Source organism: Ruegeria sp. YTSA072, assembly GCF_059610285.1.
The window spans coordinates 536,225-555,275 of record NZ_JBXWNI010000001.1; the positions used below are offsets into that span (position 1 = coordinate 536,225).

At 57.8% G+C, this 19,051-nt stretch carries 20 protein-coding genes; 10 read left to right on the plus strand and 10 right to left on the minus strand.

What is annotated here, in order from left to right:
* Positions 1-36: 36 nt before the first annotated feature.
* Together AC2FIB_RS02575 and AC2FIB_RS02580 are read left to right on the plus strand one after the other, a co-directional pair.
* Positions 37-807 (plus strand): beta-keto acid cleavage family enzyme, encoded by a 771-nt coding sequence (locus AC2FIB_RS02575; protein WP_496733122.1) that lies wholly within the window; start codon positions 37-39, stop codon positions 805-807.
* Positions 804-2,126, plus strand: a complete 1,323-nt coding sequence (locus tag AC2FIB_RS02580) for an aspartate aminotransferase family protein (RefSeq protein WP_496841704.1) — start codon at positions 804-806, stop codon at positions 2,124-2,126. Before AC2FIB_RS02575 ends, AC2FIB_RS02580 begins: the two co-directional genes overlap by 4 nt.
* Positions 2,127-2,214: 88 nt before the next feature.
* Here AC2FIB_RS02580 and infC read toward each other — a convergent pair whose 3' ends face one another.
* The 7 genes from infC to cobA all read right to left on the minus strand — a co-directional run bounded on the left by infC (position 2,215) and on the right by cobA (position 7,844).
* Positions 2,215-2,796: a translation initiation factor IF-3 gene (gene infC / locus AC2FIB_RS02585; RefSeq protein ID WP_496722603.1), complete on the minus strand. Its 582-nt coding sequence runs from the start codon at positions 2,794-2,796 to the stop codon at positions 2,215-2,217.
* Positions 2,797-2,923: 127 nt separating this feature from the next.
* The gene (locus AC2FIB_RS02590) at positions 2,924-3,757 is read right to left on the minus strand and encodes a ferredoxin--NADP reductase (RefSeq protein ID WP_058271890.1); all 834 of its coding nucleotides are present in this window, start codon (positions 3,755-3,757) and stop codon (positions 2,924-2,926) included.
* Positions 3,758-3,865: 108 nt separating this feature from the next.
* A complete protein-coding gene (locus AC2FIB_RS02595; RefSeq protein WP_170557552.1) occupies positions 3,866-4,273 on the minus strand; it encodes a DUF934 domain-containing protein in 408 nt (135 codons plus the stop codon).
* Entirely contained in the window at positions 4,270-5,031 is a 762-nt protein-coding gene (locus AC2FIB_RS02600; protein ID WP_282118555.1) for a phosphoadenylyl-sulfate reductase, read from the minus strand. Before AC2FIB_RS02600 ends, AC2FIB_RS02595 begins: the two co-directional genes overlap by 4 nt.
* The gene (locus AC2FIB_RS02605; protein WP_496733124.1) at positions 5,021-6,685 is read right to left on the minus strand and encodes a nitrite/sulfite reductase; all 1,665 of its coding nucleotides are present in this window, start codon (positions 6,683-6,685) and stop codon (positions 5,021-5,023) included. Before AC2FIB_RS02605 ends, AC2FIB_RS02600 begins: the two co-directional genes overlap by 11 nt.
* A 68-nt stretch (positions 6,686-6,753) precedes the next feature.
* Positions 6,754-7,068 (minus strand): DUF2849 domain-containing protein, encoded by a 315-nt coding sequence (locus AC2FIB_RS02610; protein WP_496733125.1) that lies wholly within the window; start codon positions 7,066-7,068, stop codon positions 6,754-6,756.
* Positions 7,068-7,844, minus strand: coding sequence for a uroporphyrinogen-III C-methyltransferase (cobA, locus tag AC2FIB_RS02615; RefSeq protein ID WP_282168399.1), 777 nt, complete (start codon positions 7,842-7,844; stop codon positions 7,068-7,070). Before cobA ends, AC2FIB_RS02610 begins: the two co-directional genes overlap by 1 nt.
* A gap of 143 nt (positions 7,845-7,987) precedes the next feature.
* Between cobA and AC2FIB_RS02620 the strand changes: the two genes are divergently transcribed.
* Positions 7,988-8,467: an Lrp/AsnC family transcriptional regulator gene (locus tag AC2FIB_RS02620; protein ID WP_058271489.1), complete on the plus strand. Its 480-nt coding sequence runs from the start codon at positions 7,988-7,990 to the stop codon at positions 8,465-8,467.
* Here the strand turns inward: AC2FIB_RS02620 and AC2FIB_RS02625 are convergent.
* Positions 8,464-9,645 (minus strand): cytochrome P450, encoded by a 1,182-nt coding sequence (locus tag AC2FIB_RS02625; protein WP_496733126.1) that lies wholly within the window; start codon positions 9,643-9,645, stop codon positions 8,464-8,466. The genes AC2FIB_RS02620 and AC2FIB_RS02625 overlap by 4 nt on opposite strands.
* A gap of 47 nt (positions 9,646-9,692) precedes the next feature.
* On the opposite strand from AC2FIB_RS02625, the gene AC2FIB_RS02630 reads away from it, so the two are divergent.
* From AC2FIB_RS02630 to AC2FIB_RS02655, 6 genes are all read left to right on the plus strand, one after another.
* Complete coding sequence (locus AC2FIB_RS02630) at positions 9,693-11,426, plus strand: sensor histidine kinase (protein WP_496733127.1); 1,734 nt, start codon at positions 9,693-9,695, stop codon at positions 11,424-11,426.
* Positions 11,423-12,652: a sigma-54-dependent transcriptional regulator gene (locus tag AC2FIB_RS02635; protein WP_496733128.1), complete on the plus strand. Its 1,230-nt coding sequence runs from the start codon at positions 11,423-11,425 to the stop codon at positions 12,650-12,652. Before AC2FIB_RS02630 ends, AC2FIB_RS02635 begins: the two co-directional genes overlap by 4 nt.
* 371 nt (positions 12,653-13,023) lie before the next feature.
* Positions 13,024-14,025, plus strand: a complete 1,002-nt coding sequence (locus tag AC2FIB_RS02640) for a DctP family TRAP transporter solute-binding subunit (protein WP_109311602.1) — start codon at positions 13,024-13,026, stop codon at positions 14,023-14,025.
* A gap of 115 nt (positions 14,026-14,140) precedes the next feature.
* A complete protein-coding gene (locus AC2FIB_RS02645) occupies positions 14,141-14,818 on the plus strand; it encodes a TRAP transporter small permease (RefSeq protein WP_058271493.1) in 678 nt (225 codons plus the stop codon).
* Complete coding sequence (locus AC2FIB_RS02650; RefSeq protein ID WP_496733130.1) at positions 14,818-16,194, plus strand: TRAP transporter large permease; 1,377 nt, start codon at positions 14,818-14,820, stop codon at positions 16,192-16,194. The genes AC2FIB_RS02645 and AC2FIB_RS02650 overlap by 1 nt, the downstream gene beginning before the upstream one ends.
* Positions 16,195-16,519: 325 nt before the next feature.
* The gene (locus AC2FIB_RS02655; RefSeq protein WP_496733131.1) at positions 16,520-16,831 is read left to right on the plus strand and encodes a DMT family transporter; all 312 of its coding nucleotides are present in this window, start codon (positions 16,520-16,522) and stop codon (positions 16,829-16,831) included.
* A 2-nt stretch (positions 16,832-16,833) separates the two neighbouring features.
* Here the strand turns inward: AC2FIB_RS02655 and tpiA are convergent, their stop codons facing one another.
* A complete protein-coding gene (tpiA, locus tag AC2FIB_RS02660) occupies positions 16,834-17,583 on the minus strand; it encodes a triose-phosphate isomerase (protein WP_496841705.1) in 750 nt (249 codons plus the stop codon).
* Between the two features lie 121 nt (positions 17,584-17,704).
* Between tpiA and AC2FIB_RS02665 the strand changes: the two genes are divergently transcribed.
* Positions 17,705-18,616 (plus strand): isopenicillin N synthase family dioxygenase, encoded by a 912-nt coding sequence (locus tag AC2FIB_RS02665; protein WP_496733133.1) that lies wholly within the window; start codon positions 17,705-17,707, stop codon positions 18,614-18,616.
* Here the strand turns inward: AC2FIB_RS02665 and AC2FIB_RS02670 are convergent.
* A complete protein-coding gene (locus tag AC2FIB_RS02670; RefSeq protein WP_058271498.1) occupies positions 18,613-18,978 on the minus strand; it encodes a HesB/IscA family protein in 366 nt (121 codons plus the stop codon). The two genes, AC2FIB_RS02665 and AC2FIB_RS02670, sit on opposite strands and share 4 nt — an antisense overlap.
* Positions 18,979-19,051: the final 73 nt, after the last annotated feature.

A 19,051-nucleotide genomic window follows, 5' to 3' on the forward strand; every position in this document is an offset into this window, starting at 1 on the left:
CCTTTAACTGAGTTAAAAGTTCAAAAGGTTGCTCTTATGTCCAAAACACTGCCGCAATCGCATACGCCCTATGTTCTGGTAGCGCCGAACGGTGCCCGGAGGGGGCATGCGGATCACGTTCAGCTTCCGGTGTCGGTGCAGGAGATCATATCGACTGCACAAAGCTGTTTTCGGGCCGGTGCAGATGGGATTCACCTGCATGTGCGCGATGATCAGGGGCAGCATTCTCTGGATGCCGGGCGTTATCTTGAGACGATGTCCGAGTTGCGTCGTGCCGTGCCTGAGATGGACATTCAGATCACAACTGAGGCAGCAGGTGTTTTTGATGTCGCGGCCCAATTGCACTGTTTGCAGCACGTAAAGCCAAAATGGGCTTCGATCTCGGTCCGGGAAATCGCGCGCGCGCCGGACCTCGCGGAAAATGTTTACGGTCTGTGTGCCGAACAGGGAACGCGCGTTCAACATATTCTCTATGACGATGCAGATGCTGTGCTTCTGGCAGACTGGCAGGCCCGCGGGATCGTCCGCGACGGGCAAACTGATCGGCTGTTGGTTCTGGGGCGTTACACCTCGGGGCAGGAATCTGCACCGGAAGACCTTGATCACTTTCCGCAAACCCACTCCAGTTGGATGGTCTGTGCATTCGGAAAACAGGAACATGCTTGCCTAAAAACGGCTGCGGACCGTGGCGGGGATGTGCGGGTTGGATTTGAAAATAGTTTGACCGACCAGGACGGAAGTGCCTGGGCGAACAACGCAGCGTCGGTTTCGGCGCTGGTCGCGGTTTTGAAAGGACCTCAGCAATGAGCCACGTTTTTCCTCGTCATACCAAATCGAACCTGCCGGTCGCCGTTGGGGGCGACGGGTGTTACCTGATCGACGATCAGGGGCAACGCTATCTGGATTGTGGTGACGCTGCGGTGTCGTGCCTCGGGCATTCGAACCCGGCGGTTATCGAGGCCGTGCAGCGGCAGGTCGAACAGATCGCTTTTGCACATACCGGTTTCATGACATCCGAACCTGCAGAGGCGCTGGCTGATCTGTTGGTGGAGCACGCGCTTGGTGATTTGGACCGCGTGTATTTCGTCTCAGGCGGATCCGAGGCGACCGAGGCGGCGATGAAACTCGCGCGGCAGTACTTTCTTGAAATTGGCCAGCCCGAGCGTCGCCGGGTGATCGCGCGGCGGCAGAGCTATCACGGGAACACTTTGGGCGCGTTGTCGGCTGGAGGTAACGAATGGCGACGCGCGCAATTTGCGCCGATGTTGATCGAGATGACACATATCGCGCCCTGTTTCGAATACGCTGAAAAGCCGGATACTGAGAGCAGTTTTGACTACGGCCAGCGCGTCGCAAATGAGTTGGAGGCCGAGATCCTGCGCTTGGGTCCTGAATCGGTTATGGCGTTCATGGCAGAACCCGTTGTGGGGGCAACGCTGGGTGCGGTTCCTGCCGTTGAGGGGTATTTTCAGCGTATTCGCCAGATATGTGACCAATATGGCGTTTTGTTGATTCTTGATGAAGTCATGTGTGGCATGGGTCGGACCGGGCATTTGTTTGCCTGCGATCATGATGGGATTTCGCCGGACATTCTGTGCATCGCCAAAGGGTTGGGTGCTGGATACCAACCGATTGGTGCGATGATGTGCACCGGGAAAATCTATGATGCAATCCGCGACGGGTCCGGGTTCTTTCAGCATGGTCACACCTATATTGGTCACCCGGTTGCGACAGCAGCGGCCCTGGCTGTTGTCACCGAACTGACCAAGCGCGCGTTGCCCGCGCGCGCAGGCGTCATGGGCGACAAGCTGCAAGAGGCGTTGCAGGCTGAATTCGGACAGCATCCGAATATCGGTGATATCCGCGGCAGGGGGCTGTTTCGAGGGCTGGAGTTGGTGGCTGACCGCGAAACAAAAACGCCGTTTGATCCGGCTCACGGCGTTGCGGGCAAAATCAAGAAAGCCGCCTTGGCCGGGGGGCTGATCTGCTACCCCATGGCCGGTACGCGGGATGGGCGGGTTGGGGATCACGTCCTGCTGGCTCCGCCGTTCATCATAGAAGACTCGCAGATAGACGAGCTTGTGGGCAAACTTGGCCGGGCGATCTCGATCTCGATCCCCGGCTGAAGCGCCGCGTGGCCTGTACCATAGAACCAACAAAAAAACCCTGCCAGAGCGGATCTGACAGGGTTTCGAATTCGATATGCACAGGGGCTTATTTCTGTGGCAGTGGACCGATCAGCATGATCATCTGACGGCCTTCCATCTTCGGCATGTTTTCAACCTTGCCGATGTCTTTGGTGTCGGCCGCAACACGTTCCAAAAGCTCACGACCCAGATTTTGGTGAGCCATTTCACGGCCGCGGAAACGCAGGGTCACTTTGACCTTGTCCCCGTTTTCAAGAAACTTGAACACGTTCCGCATTTTCACGTCGTAATCATGAGTGTCAGTGTTGGGTCGGAATTTGACCTCTTTGATCTCAATGATCTTCTGTTTTTTGCGGGCTTCGGCTTCGCGTTTTTGCGTCTCGTATTTGAACTTACCAAAGTCCATGATCTTGCAGACCGGCGGGTTTGCGTTGGGCGAAATTTCGACCAGATCAAGACCGGCATCAACTGCCATCTGCATGGCTTTGGCGGGATGAACCACCCCGACATTTTCACCTTCAGCGCCAATCAGACGGATTTCGGGGGCACGGATCTTATCATTGACGCGGGGGCCGGTGTCTCTTTGCGGCGGCGCGTTGTGAGGTCTGCGGGCTATGGGTTCATTCCTTTGATGATTGCAGAAATTCAAGGCCGGAATTTAGACTGGCCTGCACGCCGATTCAAGCGGCATAAGTACAGGCCAGCCCGAAAAATCGGGGTTTGTCAGAGGTTTTTCGCCAGTCCGGGGCCAAATGCTCCGGATCCGGTGCATCGGGTTAACCAACAAAGGCTTTTTCGATGACAAATTCTTTGGGTTCGGAATTGGCACCTTCGCGCAGGTCGAACTCTTCCAGAATCTTTTTGATGTCCAAGTTGAAGGCCAAAGACCCGCAGACCATCGCACGGTCGGTTTCCGGTTTGATGCCGCCTTCGATGCCCAGATCAGCAAAAACCGTGCCGTCTTTCAGCAATTCGGTGATGCGGCCCATCTTGGGGCTCTCTTCCCGTGTGGTGGTTGGATAATAGCGGATTTTGTCGGCAAAGCCTTCGCCCATCAGCTCGGCCAGCATCTCATCCTGGCGGATGCTTTCGATCAGCTGACGGCCATATTCCAATTCACCCACTTCGCGGCAGGTATGGGTGATGATGACCTCGTCGTAATCCTCATAGGTCTGCGGTTCGCGCAGCAAGGACGCGAAGGGCGCAAAACCGGTTCCGGTGGCAAAGAACCACAGGCGCTTGCCGGGCAGCAGAGCGTCATGCACCAGCGTGCCAACAGGCTTGGGGCGCAGGATGATCTGATCGCCCGGTTTGATGTGCTGCAGCTTCGAGGTCAGCGGACCGTCCTGGACCTTGATCGAGTAGAACTCCAACTCTTCGTCCCACGAAGGCGAGGCGATGGAATACGCGCGCAGCAAAGGCTTGCCGTTGTCGCCCAGCAGGCCGATCATAACGAACTCGCCCGAACGGAACCGCAGCGAGGCGGGACGCGACACCTTGAAGGAGAACAGGCTGTCGGTCCAATGTTTGACGTCTGTTACGGTCTGTGCGTCCGGAAGGACGGGGGCCTTGACGGCGGTTACTTCGGTCACGGGTTTCATCTCTGTCATCGTTTCACTATCGGCTGGGTAAACCGACATCTCCGTTTAATCTTTGATCCAAGTCAGGAAAAGGGGCTAAATGCCCCCTTTGAATTCACAAGCTGGCGATTGGCGATCTTAGCCGCGCAGGCGGGCCTGATAGTTGTGGTCTTTCCAATCGGCGCGGGCCAGCCACTGATCTTCGGGCTGGCGATTGGCCAGTGCGTCGTCGATTTCGACTTCATCGAACCCGCTGCGGCGCGCCATGGCGTATTGGTCGGCCAGAACATGGCCTCTGGCCCGCAGACGACCGGTGTAGCCTTTCAGGCGCAACACGCGGGCGATGGTAAAGCCACGACCATCCGCCGAAGACGGGAAGTCCACACGGACCATCCGGGCGCTGCCCAGGCGGTCGACAAGCTCATCGGGGTCAGTGTCCGAAGCCACGTCCAGCGCAACCACATCATTGGCCGCGTCTTCAAGCGTGACAAAGCCATCTGTCCAGTCGTCGGGGGCGAACCCCTCATCCGTTACGATTACGTTCATGTTTTCTCTCCAGCGCGCACCATCTTGCCGTCGACAAAATGGATGCCGCATTCTTCTTTGTTCTGATCGCGCCAGCGTCCGGCGCGGGGGTCTTCGCCTTCTTTGACCGGCGAGGTGCAGGGCGCACAACCGATCGAGGGGTAACCTTTGGCCACCAGCGGATGCCGGGGCAGGTTGTTTTCATCCATATAGGCGCGCACGTCTTCGGGCGCCCAATGGGCCAGCGGGTTTACCTTGATCCGACCGGTGCCGTCTTCGACCTCAAAAAAGTCAAGCGCGGCGCGTGTGCCAGACTGGAACCGCTTCCGACCTGAGATCCAGCCGTCATACCCCGCCAAAGCACGCTGCAGTGGGAAGGTTTTGCGCAGGTTGCAGCAGGCATCCGTGTCGCTCAGGCGCAAGGCGCCGTATGGGTCTTCGCGCTGAACATCCTCATCATCTGCGCGGATGATGTGAACGTTCTTCAGGCCAAGCCGATCTGAAACGTCCTGCTGATATTCCAGCGTTTCGGTGAACAGCATCTGCGTGTCCACAAACAGGACCGGCGTGGCTTTGTCGACCACGGCTGCCATGTGCAACAAAACTACCGATTCCGCCCCAAAGCTGGAGACCAAAGCAAGCTCTTCGATTGCCTCCAACGCACCATGCATGACGTCATGGGCACTGTGGTGGCGGAACTGGGTGTTCAGCTCTTCGACCTTTTCGGTCAGCTCAGCGCGGTCGGCCCCCAGTTCCGTCTGGATCAGGTCAAGCGGCATTGGCCTGTGCCTCGGGGTAAAGCGCCGCTTTAAACGGTGCCATGCCTACGCGGCGATAGGTTTCCAGGAAGGTTTCTTCGGCGCTCTCACGCTGTTCCAGATAAGTGTCCACGATGCGCTCAACGGCTGGCACGATCTCATCATAGGCAAAGCCCGGACCGGTGCGGTCGCCAACGGCGGCTGTTTCGGTCGCGTCACCACCCAGAGTGATCTGGTAGTTCTCGACGCCTGCGCGATCCAGACCCAGGATGCCGATGTGCCCCACGTGGTGGTGACCACATGCGTTGATGCAGCCCGAGATCTTGATCTTCAGGTGACCGATATCATGCTCAAGCTTCAGATCATCGAAACGGGTCGCGATTTCCTGTGCTACCGGGATCGAACGGGCTGTCGCCAGCGCGCAGTAATCCATGCCGGGGCAGGCGATGATGTCGCTGATCAGGCCGATATTGGCGGTGGCCAACTCATGCTCTTTCAGACGAGCGTGGATCGCGGGCAGGTCCGACTTGTGGACATGCGGCAGGATCACGTTCTGCTCGTGGCTGATACGTAGCTCGTCATAAGCGAACTCTTCGGCCAGATCGGCCATCACGCGCATCTGCTCAGCAGTCGCATCACCCGGTGTCTGGCCGTGCTTTTTGATCGAGATCGTGACGATCGCGTGGTCCGCGTTCTTGTGCGGCGCGATGTTGGTATCGACCCAAGAGCGGAAGACCGGATCGTTGGTGTAGGCACTTTCGAACGACGCAACCGAGGCTTCACGGAAGGTTGGCGGGGCAAAGTGGCCCTTGATCTCTTCCAACAGGTTCATGTCTGCGCCCTTGAACTGCGGGCGAACTTTCAGGAAGCGTTCGTTAACCTTGGCGCGGATCGCGTCGATGCCATGCTCATGCACGGTGATCTTGATGCGAGCTTTGTACTTGTTGTCGCGGCGGCCGATCTGGTTCCACACGGAAACAGTGGCTTCCAGATAGGCCAGCAGATCGTCGAAGGCGACGAATTCGGACAGTTCTTTACCGATCATCGGCGTACGGCCCAGACCGCCACCCACGATAACACGAGCGCCCAGAACGCCATCACGTTCGACCAGTTGCAGGCCGATGTCATGCGCCTTGATCACGGCACGGTCGTTTTCCGAGCCGGTGATGGCGATCTTGAACTTACGCGGCATGAACTGGAATTCCGGGTGGTCGGTCGACCACTGGCGCAGCAATTCGGCATAGGGGCGCGGGTCAGCGACCTCATCCGCTGCGGCACCGGCGAAATGGTCGGCAGTCACGTTGCGGATGGTATTGCCCGAGGTCTGAATGGCGTGCATGCCAACCTCGGCCAGCGCGTCCAGCATATCGGGCACGTCGTTCAGCTTGGGCCAATTGTACTGGATGTTCTGACGGGTCGTGAAGTGGCCATAACCTTTGTCCCACTTCTGGGCCAGGAGGGCTAGCTGACGCATCTGAGCGCTGGAGAGCGTTCCATATGGAATGGCAACCCGCAGCATATAGGCGTGCAGCTGCAGATACAGGCCGTTCATCAGGCGCAGCGGTTTGAATTCATCTTCGGTCAACGAGCCGTCAATACGGCGCTCGACCTGCGCGCGGAACTGCGCGTTACGTTCTGCCAAAAATGCTGTGTCGAACTCGGAGTAGCGATACATGATTAGCTGTCCTTAGTTGCAGCCCCGAACCTTGGGGCCTTGAGAAGGGGAGAGAGAAGGGCCAGAGGTCAGGCCCGGGGCTGCGGGGAGGATTCCTGTTTGCCGTGGGCATAGTTGGACGGACCAGTGCGGCGGAAGTCTTCCCGGAAATGGGTGGGCTCGGGGCCATCTTCGCCGGCAATAGCGTCGGCCAGATACGCCCCGACAATCTTGTTGGCCTGGCGCGAGGCATCCAGAAGACGCACCTGCGCGTGCGCTTCATCGGTGATCAGCTCGGCCTCGGACAACTCCCGAGACCACTGGTCGTCTTCAGTCAGATAAATAACGTCACCTTCCAACAGGTCGTTGGCGGTCACTACTTTGGGGGTAAAAGCGCGGGCCATCAGGCGTGCTCCTTCTTAAATTCGGTCAGGGCCGCGGTCGCTTGGCGCGGGGCGAGGCCAAAAAAGGTCAGGGTAGGGCCATCCATTTCGGCGGCGTTCAAATCGGTGGGCAACTGGTCCAGCGTTGTTTCCAGAATGCGCTGATCGGGGCGTGTAGCGTTTTCGATCAACGTCACCGGCGTCTGGCGATCTGCACCGTGCATAATCAGGCGACCCTGAATGAAACGAGCGGACTTTTTGCCCATGTAAATCGCGGCAACCGAACCGGCGCGTGCCAAGGCAGTCCAGTCGTGATCCGCAAACCCTTTCATGTCGTGGCCGGTCAGAAATCGGACCGAAGAATTGCGCCCACGCCGTGTCAGGCTTTGACCGATTCCGGCAACTGCCGCCGAAGCGGCGGTGATGCCCGGAACAATCCGCCACGAGATACCAGCAGCCTCAACCGCCTCGATCTCTTCATCCAGACGGCCAAATACGGTCGGGTCGCCGGACTTCAGGCGCACGACGCGCTGACCTTTCAAGGCGTGCTCAACCAGCAGGGCGTCAATGTCTTCCTGTTTCCACGATGGGCCGAAACCGGCCTTGCCGACATCGACCAGTTGGGCGGTCTTGCCGGCCAAGGCCAGGACCTCATCACTGATCAGACGGTCATGCAGAACAACATCCGCGCGCTCGAAGGCGTTCAGTGCCTTGAGCGTCAGCAATTCCGGATCGCCCGGACCCGCGCCGACAAAGTCGACATGTCCTGTGCCATCATATGATTGCGTAAGCTGCATTTCGTGTCCCGAGTGTGGTTTGACTTGTGTTGCAATATAGGAAATATTCCCGCCAATACGCCATATAGGCGAACAAATAAGGACAAATGTTCCACGCCAACGGCAAAACGGGACATTGGTTTCGAAACGAAGGGAAATTTGGAATGTCGGTGCGGATTGATGATACGGATCGGAAAATTCTGGTCGAGCTGCAGCGGGACGCCAGTCAATCGCTGGACGAAATAGCCGCTCGTGTCGGCAGTTCCAAGACGCCGGTTTGGAATCGGATACGCAAGCTGAAAGGGGCCGGTGTGATCGGGCAGCAGACCGTTTTGCTGGACGCCGAAGCGCTGGGATTTGAAGCTACGTTTTTTGTTCTGATCCGCACCTCAGAGCACGAGGCTGACTGGCAGCACAAGTTCCTCAAGGCCCTGCGCGACAGGCCCGAAGTGCAAGAAGCGCATCGGCTGGCCGGGGACATCGACTATATCCTGAAGGTGCGGGTCAAGAACGCGCGTGCCTATGATGAATTCTATCAGGCGCTGATTTCAGAAGTGCGCGTGCACAACGTGACCGCCTTGCTGTCGATGGAAGAGATCAAGTCCACCACCATGTTGCCTCTGAAAGCGCTGATCGAAAGCTAGGTCTGCACCATCAGTTTGGTCAGCCCGTGGAAATGGTACGTGTTCGAAAACTCGGGCTCGGCGCTTAGGCGCAGGTTCGGATAACTGTCGAACAGCGTGGACAGTGCGATGCGCATTTCCATCCGTGCCAGAGGGGCGCCAACGCAAAAGTGCAGGCCGCCACCGAAACTGGTGTTCGTGACGATGGCGCGGGTGGGATCAAACCTGTCCGGGTCGCTCCAGACGGCAGGATCCCGGTTCGCAGCGCCCAATAGTAACGCGACCTCATCGCCACGTTTGAAACTGTGCCCAAATGCGTCGATGTCTTCATAAGCATAGCGGGTGAACATGTGCAGCGGCGGGTCATAACGTAAAACCTCTTCTACCGTGCGGTCGATGGTGCCCGGCGCAAAGTATTGCGGTCCGATGCCATTTTGCAAAACGGTCTTCACGCCGTTTCCAAGTGAATGCACGGTCGCTTCGTGCCCGGCATTCAAAAGCAGGATGCAGGTGGCGACCAGCTCTTCGCGTGAGAGCTTTTTGCCATCTTCTTCGGCCACGATCAACCGTGTGATCAGATCGTCCTGCGGATCGCTGCGGCGCTGCTCGATGTAGTCGATCAGAAAGTCGGTGAATGCTTGGGATGAGGCTGCGGCAGTGGTCTCAGTCTCGGGCGTACGGCTGGCTTGATACATCGCCACCATATCATGTGACCAGCGGAGTAGGCTGGGTGACATATCCTCGGGCACGCCCAGAAGGCGGCAGATCGTGATGACCGGAACTTGGGTGCAAAAGGTAGAGAGCAAATCGAACGGTTGGTCGGGAAATGCGTCAATCAAAGAATGGGTTAGGTCGTGAATCGAAGGTTCCAGCGCCGATATGGCGCGCGACGTGAATGCCCGCATCACCAATGCGCGCAAACGTGTGTGTCTTGGCGGTTCGGCTTCCAGCAACGAATGCGCCTCGACCGCCAGCCAAGGGGCAAGATGCGCCGGACCTGGGGTTCGCATTTCTTCGGGTACTTCCCGACCAAAGCGGCGGTCTTTCAAAAGCGCCGAGACCGCCCGGTGTGATACAGCCGCAATTTTCCCATAGTCCTCCCAATAGACCAGATCACCGCACGCGCGGGCCAGATCATAGAAGGGGTAGGGGTTCTGCACGAATTCCGGGTCGACCGGAGATTGAAATACCGTCTTCATGCGGCGCAGACTTGCCATGCGGCGCGGCGAATGCAAGACCCTATATCATGCAACGCGTTTGGGTCATTCTGGGATTTTTGTTTGCTGTCGGCCTGTTGACCGCAGGGGTCTGGTCCTATGGCTATCGTCAAGCGCTGTCGCAGCTCAGCGAAAAGGCCGAGGCTGACCTTGAACTGGCTGCAGACCGGCTCAGCACTCAGATGCAGGTCTATCAGGAACTGGCCGTGCTGATGGCCACGCATCCGGTCCTGCGCGTCCTAGAGACACCGGTGCAACAACGGGCAGCGCGCGCGATATTGCTGGACGTCGCCGACAAAACCTCGGCCGTCAACATGATGTATCTTGACCGAAGCGGGCAGGTGCTGGCCTCGGCGCAGCCGGTTGTGTGGCCAAACATGGCGGACCACCCCGCGTTTCGGCGCGCATTGCAGGGCGCAATGGGCAGCGCGCATGGGGTTGTGGAAAGCAGCGGAGATCGCACCTATTCCTACGCCGCCCCGGCCTTTGGTGATGCTGGTCGGGTCGAGGGTGTATTGATCGTTGTGGCCGATGTGCAGGATGTGGAACAGACTTGGCGCGGCAGTACCGAGGCGGTGTTCTTCACCGACGGGGACGGTGTCGTGTTTATCTCAAACCGATCGGACTTGTTGTTTTGGCACCGGGACGAGGGTCAATTGGGCCTGACACCGCCAGACGGCGGGGTGGTCGATTTTGCCTCGGTTCTGGTCGGTCCGCACGAGGTCTGGGAACTGAATTGGGGGCGGTATCTGCCTAGCCGCGCTTTACACCTGATGCTGGACTTGCCGGTGATCGACATGACGGCTGAAGTTCTGGTCGATGTGGCCCCCGCGCAGCGTTTGGCGGGGTTGCAGGCGGCGACGGTTGCTGCAATCTGTCTGGCCTTCGGTGCGCTGTTGTATCTGGCGACCGAACGCAGGCGCACATTGGCCGAGGCCAACACGATTCTGGAAAGCCGGGTCGCGCAACGGACGCATGCGTTGACAGCTGCAAACACCGCACTGCGCCATGAAGTGCGTGAACGTGAAGACGCAGAAGCGGCGCTGAAACACGCTCAGGAAGAGCTGATCCAGGCAGGTAAACTCAGCGCGTTGGGCCAGATGTCGGCGGGTATCAGTCACGAACTGAACCAACCACTGATGGCGATCCAGCAATTCGCAGATAATGGCGCGGCTTTTCTATCCCGGGGCCGGGATGAGAAAGCGTCGGAGAACCTGACGCGTATCTCTGCCATGGCGGCGCGCATGGCGCGTATCATCAAGAACCTGCGTGCCTTTTCGCGCAACGAAAGTGAACCGATGGGCAAGGTTAACCTGGTTCAGGTGATCGATACGGCGGTCGAGTTGACCGAGGCGCGATTGCGAACTGAGGATGTCCGTATGGATTGGGCCCCGCCCAATAACCCGGTTTACGCATGGGGTGGCGAGGTGCGGTTGGTTCAGGTATTCGTCAACCTGATCAACAATGCCGCCGACGCGATGAGCGGGCAAAACGACCGCCTTATTCGCATTGCGATCGACCGCGGCGACAAGCTGGCCGTGACTGTCCGCGATATCGGCCCGGGCATCGAAAACTCGGAAAAACTGTTCGAACCGTTCTATACGACCAAGGCTGTCGGAACCTCTGAGGGGATGGGGCTTGGGCTTTCGATCTCGTATGGTCTGGTGCAAAGCTTTGGGGGTAACATCCGGGGTGCAAATCTGGACACCGGGGCGCTGTTTACCGTCGAGCTTGAACCTTTCACGGAGTACGAGGTCGCATGACGCGGAAAATTCTACTGGTTGATGACGACGCTGCCGTCCGCGAAGCTTTGGCGCAAACACTTGAGTTGGCAGATTATGATCCGGTTACTGTGGGATCCTTTGTGGCAGCAAAAGACCATATTCGCGCCGACTTTCTGGGTGTGATCGTTTCGGACATCCGTATGCCGGGCCGGGATGGTTTTCATCTGCTGAACTACGCGCGTGAGGTAGATCCAGATTTGCCCGTTGTTCTGTTGACCGGTGAGGGCGACATCCCGATGGCGGTGCAGGCCATGGGACAGGGAGCTTTTGATTTTCTGGAAAAGCCATGTGCGGCGACGGACCTGCTGCCCGTGTTGGAACGAGCCTTTGACGCGCGCGCGCAGGTGATCGAACAGCGTGCCCTCAAATCAGAGCTTGAGCGCGGCGATCCGGCAGCGCGGCTTTTGTTCGGCCTTTCCGCACAGGCCGAGGCCCTGCGTGAACGAGTCCGATCCGTCGCCCCCACCGGGGCAGAAGTTCTGGTAACCGGGCCACCGGGCAGCGGGATATCGAAAGTGGCCGAAGTCGTTCATCTGATGTCGCCGGTCGGGCAGGGGCCGTTCGTCAAGCGCCCGGCCTCAGGGCTGACGCCCGAGGGGTTGGTACGCGTGTGCGAAGATGCGGCCGGTGGGTCGTTGTTCTTGGATGAGGTTTCGGCCATGCCAGACGCCACGCAATACGCCGCGCTTGAAATGATAGAGGAGGGCACCGGTTCACGGATTGTCGCGGGAACAACCGCAAATCTGGCGGTGCTGTCAGAGCAGGGCCAATTCAATGCCGACCTGTTTTTTCGCCTGGATGTCATGCGTGTGCGGATCCCGTCGCTGGCGGAACGACCCGAAGATATTCCAGTGATCTTTCGCCATTATGTCGCGCAAGCGGCAGAACAGGCGGGCATTGCCGAGCCCGAGATTACCTCGGAGCAACTTGCGTCGTTGATGGCCAGCGATTGGCCGGGTAACGCAAGATCGCTGATGTCGGCGGCGATGCGGTTCGTGTTAGGGATGCCGGAAGAGGTGGCACGTGCCGCTGATCTGGGGCTGAACGAGCAAATGGCGCGCGTAGAGCGGTCGTTGTTGATTGCGGCGCTGGGTCGGCACAATGGCAAAGCTTCGGATGCGGCAAGTGCGTTGAAACTGCCGCGCAAGACTTTTTACGACAAACTGGCGCGCTATCAGATTCGCCCAGAAGACTATCGGCGCTAACGGGGACACCCGCCGCCTTTGACTGCATTATCATGCATTTAATGGCGTTGCGCCGGGCAGCCTGCATTCGCAGGCTGCGGGTGGTCACCAGAGAATCAGGGGGTGAGTCGTTCGATCTGATTCGAAGTGCGTGCGGAAATCCGCACAGCCGGGGGAATAAATGTGCGGATTTTCGCACAACGGGTAGTGTCACTGCCTTTTGATGGCGGGGAAGTACCATCTAAAACTATGAAGTAAAACAAAAATATTTGAACTTTCCGAATTTCGAACAAAAAGTTGAGCGGTGCCCCTTGATTCGCTTCACTGCGCGACATGAGACGCCGATCTGGCGTTGACTGAAGGTTTCATGGAAGTCTGGGAGGAAAAGACAGATGAAATTCCTGACAACTGCCGCGACCGCGCTGGCGTTGAGTGTTACAGCAACCGCCGGTATGGCCGCGTGTGATGACGGCGAGATTGTCGTCAAATTCGCGCATGTGACGAACACGGACAAACACCCTAAGGGCATCGCGGCATCGCTGCTGGAGCAGCGCGTCAATGACGAGATGAATGGCGTGATGTGCGTTGAGGTCTATCCGAACTCGACGCTCTATAATGATGACAAGGTGCTTGAAGCAATGCTTCAAGGCGACGTCCAGCTGGCCGCGCCGTCGCTGTCGAAGTTCGAGAAGTTTACCAAGCAATTCCGTCTGTTCGACCTGCCGTTCATGTTCAAGAACATCGACGCAGTTGATGCATTCCAGGCCTCGGCTGACGGTCAGGCGATGAAAGACAGCATGCAGCGCCGCGGCTTGCAAGGGCTGGCGTTCTGGCACAATGGCATGAAACAGATGTCGGCCAACAAACCGCTTGAGGCTCCGTCGGATGCCGAAGGCCTGAAATTCCGTGTTCAATCCTCGGACGTTCTGGTTGCCCAAATGGAAGCCATTGGCGGCAGCCCGCAGAAGATGGCGTTCTCGGAAGTTTACGGCGCGTTGCAACAGGGCGTTGTGGACGGGCAGGAAAACACATGGTCGAACATCTATGGCAAGAAGTTCTTCGAAGTGCAGGACGGTATCACCGAGACCAACCACGGCATCATCGACTATCTGGTTGTGACATCGGTTGATTGGCTGGACAGCCTTGACCCCGAGGTGCGCGATCAGTTCCTGACCATCCTGGGCGAAGTGACCGAGACACGGAACAAGGAAGCCTTCTCGGTGAACGAAGCAGCTAAGGCTTCGATCACTGATGCCGGCGGTATCATCCGCGAACTGAACCCCGAACAACGTCAGGCCTGGGTCGACGCGATGAAGCCCGTTTGGGACCAGTTTTCTGACGACGTAGGTCAGGACAAAATCGACGCCGCTCAGGCCATCAACGCCGGGTTCTGATCCCGGTTGAGGCCGCGTGTCCAAAGACTGGGGAGTGGCGGACACGCAGGCTGGGCGGGCCGTAATTTGGCCCGCCACATCTAACTCTCATCACCAATAATGTGGGGACAGAAAAATGTCTGGTTCGAAACCCGGCCAAGGCGGGCTGGTCGACCATATCGAAGAGACCATGATTGCCGCCCTGTTGGGCGTGATGACGGTCGTAACCTTCGCCAACGTGATCGCGCGCTTTGTGTTCAATTCCAACATCTTGTGGGCGCTTGAGCTAACGGTTTTCACCTTTGGCTGGCTGGTGTTGCTGGGCGCCTCTTATGCGGTCAAGAAACACGCTCATCTGGGTGTTGATGCAATCCTGAACATGCTGGCCCCGGCGCCGCGCCGCATTCTGGCGCTGATATCGGTGGCGTGCTGTCTGGTGTTCTCGCTTTTGCTGCTGAAAGGGTCGTATGACTACTGGGCCGTTTTTGCCGACCTGCCGCCCACCTCGGGCCGCTGGTTCCCGACCGGGTTCAATTTCGACGCACGCAGCCAGAGTTTCTACGAGGTCGACGATATCCCGATGGTCGCGCCACTGCGCTTCCTCGAGGATCTGATCAACTACGGCGAGGGGTATGAAAAATTGCCCAAGGTGGTGCCGTATCTGGTGCTGCCGGTGTCGATGCTGCTTCTAGTGATCCGCTTCGCTCAGGTCGCAGTACAAATCTGGCGTGGTGAGACCGACCGTCTTGTTGCCAGTCACGAAGTCGAGGACGAGATCGAAGAAGTCCGGGCTCAGCAAGGAGAGCATGACTAATGGACGTCGTACTTCTATTCTCTATGGTCATCGGCCTGTTGCTGATCGGTGTGCCGATTGCGGTGGCCCTGGGTCTTAGCTCGACCCTGTTTCTGCTGATTTATTCCGACAGTTCGTTGGCTTCGGTCGCGGGAACCCTGTTCGAAGCCTTTGAAGGCCACTTCACTCTGTTGGCGATCCCGTTCTTCATTCTTGCATCGTCCTTCATGACGACCGGCGGAGTGGCGCGGCGGATCATCCGCTTTTCCATCGCCTGTGTCGGGCACTTGCCGGGCGGTCTGGCGATTGCGGGTGTCTTTGCCTGTATGCTGTTTGCCGCGCTGTCGGGGTCGTCTCCGGCGACTGTTGTAGCCATCGGTTCCATCGTCATCGCCGGTATGCGGCAGGTTGGCTATTCTAAGGAATTCGCTGCGGGTGTGATCTGTAACGCGGGTACGCTGGGCATTCTGATCCCGCCGTCCATTGTAATGGTGGTGTATGCCGCCGCCGTTGAGGTCTCGGTCGGGCGGATGTTCCTTGCGGGCGTCATTCCGGGCCTGATGGCGGGTCTGATGCTGATGGTTACGATCTATGTGATGGCCAAAGTCAAAAACCTGCCCAAAGGTGAATGGAAAGGTTGGGGCGAGATCTTTATCTCGGCCCGCGAAGCCGGTTGGGGTCTGTTCCTGATCGTCATCATTCTGGGTGGTATTTATGGCGGTATCTTCACACCGACCGAAGCCGCTGCTGTCGCTGCCGTCTATGCCTTCTTTATTGCCAGCTTTGTCTACAAGGACATGGGTCCGCTTAGCACCAATGGGAATGGGCAGAACATTCCGCTGTTGAAAAAGCCCTATGCTTTGGTCACGGCGTTCTTTCACCCCGACACCAAGCACACGCTGTTTGAGGCCGGTAAGTTGACGGTGACGTTGCTATTCGTCATCGCCAACGCGCTGATCCTCAAGCACGTGCTGACCGATGAACAGGTGCCTCAGCACATCGCTAGTGCAATGCTTTCGGCGGGCCTGGGGCCAGTCACCTTCCTCATTGTGGTCAATGTGATCCTGCTGATTGGTGGTCAGTTCATGGAACCTTCGGGATTGTTGGTCATCGTGGCACCTCTGGTGTTTCCAATCGCCATCGAGTTGGGCATCGACCCGATCCATTTGGGCATCATCATGGTGGTGAACATGGAGATTGGGATGATTACGCCCCCGGTTGGTTTGAACCTATTCGTGACATCGGGCGTGGCCGGTATGCCGATGATGAGCGTTGTGAAGGCGGCGCTGCCGTTCCTGGCCGTGCTTTTCGTCTTCCTGATCATGGTGACGTACATACCGTGGATATCGACCTTCCTGCCCAATACGTTCATGGGGCCTGAGATCATTACGAACTAGCGGTTTCTGTGAAAGAAAAGAAGGCCGGGTCTGTCGTCAGACCCGGCCTTTTTTGTGTGCGGAATCGATCCAGATAGTCGGTAACCCATTCGATACCACCCTAAACGCGAACCCATCAGTTTCGTATCACCGGTTGAATTGCCGCATTAAGAGTTTCATCTCGTCAATCGGGCGTCGATCGTTTGCCCGCCCGGGTGTCCTTAGGTGCTCAATTAAGTGTCCGACCTCTTGAACCCCGGTATAGTGGGTATATCTTTCAGCCGAGGACGACCTCGCCGATTTGGCTGATCATTCGGGACGACCCGAAGAGATATGAGGTGTCCAAATGCCCTGGATATTATTGCTATTCGCTGGCCTGCTGGAAATTGTCTGGGCCGTCGCCATGAAGCAATCTGCCGGTTTCACGCGCCTATGGCCTACGGCCCTGATGGGCGTGTCGATGATCGGATCATTCGGGTTGCTTGCCCTTGCGATGCGGGAGTTGCCCTTAGGCACGGCCTATACGATCTGGACCGGCATCGGCGCCGTCGGTGCCTTCATGGTCGGCGTGATGTTTCTGGGTGAGGCGCTGAGCGCGCCCCGCCTGATCGCGGCGGCCCTGATTGTGGCCGGGCTGGTGACGATGAAACTAGCCTGACCTCAGGCCTTTTGCAGGGCGTCGATAATGCCAGAAAAGTCTTCGGCTTTCAGGCTTGCGCCGCCCACCAGCGCCCCGTCCACGTTGGAGACTGCAAAGATATCGGCTGCGTTGCCCGGTTTGACCGAACCGCCATAGAGCAACCGGACCGAGCGGCCGACGCCTTCGCCAAATCGACGTTCAAGCCGGGCGCGGATGAAGTCGTGCACTTCTCCGATCTCGTCCAGTGTGGGGACTTTGCCGGTGCCAATGGCCCAGATCGGTTCATAGGCGACAACCAGGTTCTCACCGGTCGACTGATCTGGGATCGAACCGGACAACTGACCACCGATGATGTCCAACGTGTTCGCGGCCTCGCGCTGTTCCAGGCTTTCGCCGACGCAAATGATGGCTTTCAGGCCCGTGTCCATCGCAGCGCGGGCTTTGGCGCGAACATCGTCGTTTTGCTCACCATGATCCTCGCGCCGTTCGGAATGGCCAAGAATGACCGCGCTTGCCCCTGCATCAATCAGCATCTGGGCGCTGACATCGCCTGTATGCGCGCCGGATTCGGCCGCGTGGCAGTCCTGTCCACCGACCGAAATTCCGGTGTCTTTTACCGTTTCTGCCGCCCGGTGCAGCAAGGTCGCGGGGGGGCAAATCAGAACATCCACTGATGCGTCAGGAAACGACCCGGCTAGCGACTGAAGCTCGGGCAATGCAGCCGCAGTTCCGTTCATTTTCCAGTTTCCAGCCGCCAGCTTGCGCCGCATAACGCGTACCCCCAAATAAGTCGTTGTTTGCTCATCGGATAGCACCACCAGCCGAGCCTGACAATTCCGGTTGCAAAGGTCCGACCACAACGGCAGGTTCCGCGGTATTGTGGAGGGCGGCATGATCGACGATCTGGATCTGAGAAAACTGGATGAACGCGAGGCTTCAGAGATGGCAATGCTGCTGCATGCCATTGGTGAAGTTGGGTTTTTAACGGTGTCGAACACCGGGTTGAACGCCGATCAAGTCCGAAACGTGATCGAGGCGTATCGCGACTTCTTCCATTTGCCGGACGTCCAGAAAAAAACCGTTGATATGGCGATGACGGGTTCAAACCGAGGGTGGGGCGCGCCGCGATCAGAACAGGTCGACCCCAAGGCCAATCCGGATTTCAAGGAAGTGTTCGACTGTGGTTTCGAATTGCCTGCGGGAAATTCTTACGCCGGAAAAGGGCTCAGCGTGTATGCTCCGAACCTGTGGCCGAATAGTCCTGTTGAATTTCAGGGTATTATCAGAGGTTACTACAGTGACGCCTGCAATGTGGCGATGCGCGTTCTTCGGGCCATTGCGGTCGCTTTGGGCCGGGATAAACTCAGTTTTGATCGTGCCTTTGACACGCCAATGGCCCTATTGCGCGGGAACTACTATCCAGAACGCCCGGCATGGGCAGGTGATCGGGATTTTGGCATCGGGGCGCACACTGACTATGGGTGTCTGACATTGCTGGCCACAGACGGGGTCTCAGGGCTTGAGGTCCGCATGCCGGATAACAGCTGGCAACCTGTCTCTGCAGAGCCTGGTACATTCATCATCAACTTTGGAGAGATGCTGGAATTCTGGACCGCCGGAAAAGTCAAAGCCACCGAGCATCGCGTCATAGGCGGGACGCAAGAACGCATTTCGGTCCCACTGTTCTTTAACCCATCCTACGACACCAACGTTGCTCCGCAAAGCTCAGGCAAAACGATCAGCGCAGGTGACCATCTTACACGGCGCTACAACGAAACCTATCTGCACCTGCAGGCGACTTAGTTTTGTGTGGAAAGCGTCTCGTCAAATTTGATGGATTCGCCGCAACCGCAAGCGTCCACAACATTCGGGTTACGGAACTTGAACCCGGCTTCCAGAAGCGAGACCTCATAGTCGATTTCAGTTCCGAACAGAAACATCTGCGCCATTGGCGCGATCATGATGCGGGCACCGTCCTGTTCGACCACTTCGTCGTTGGTATCGGCTTCATCCACGTAGTCCATGGTGTATTCCATGCCAGCGCAGCCGCCTTTCTTGACGCCAATGCGCAAACCGGCGTGACCGCCGGTCGCCATCAGGCGTGCGATCTGCTCGGCCGCTTTGGTCGTCATTGTCACGGCTTGTTTGCCGGGAATGCCAAACATGGTGGTCTCCGTTGCGCTACGTTATCCCCAATCTAGGGCCGAGAGGCGTCAGGCTCAAGACATAGCAGACCTG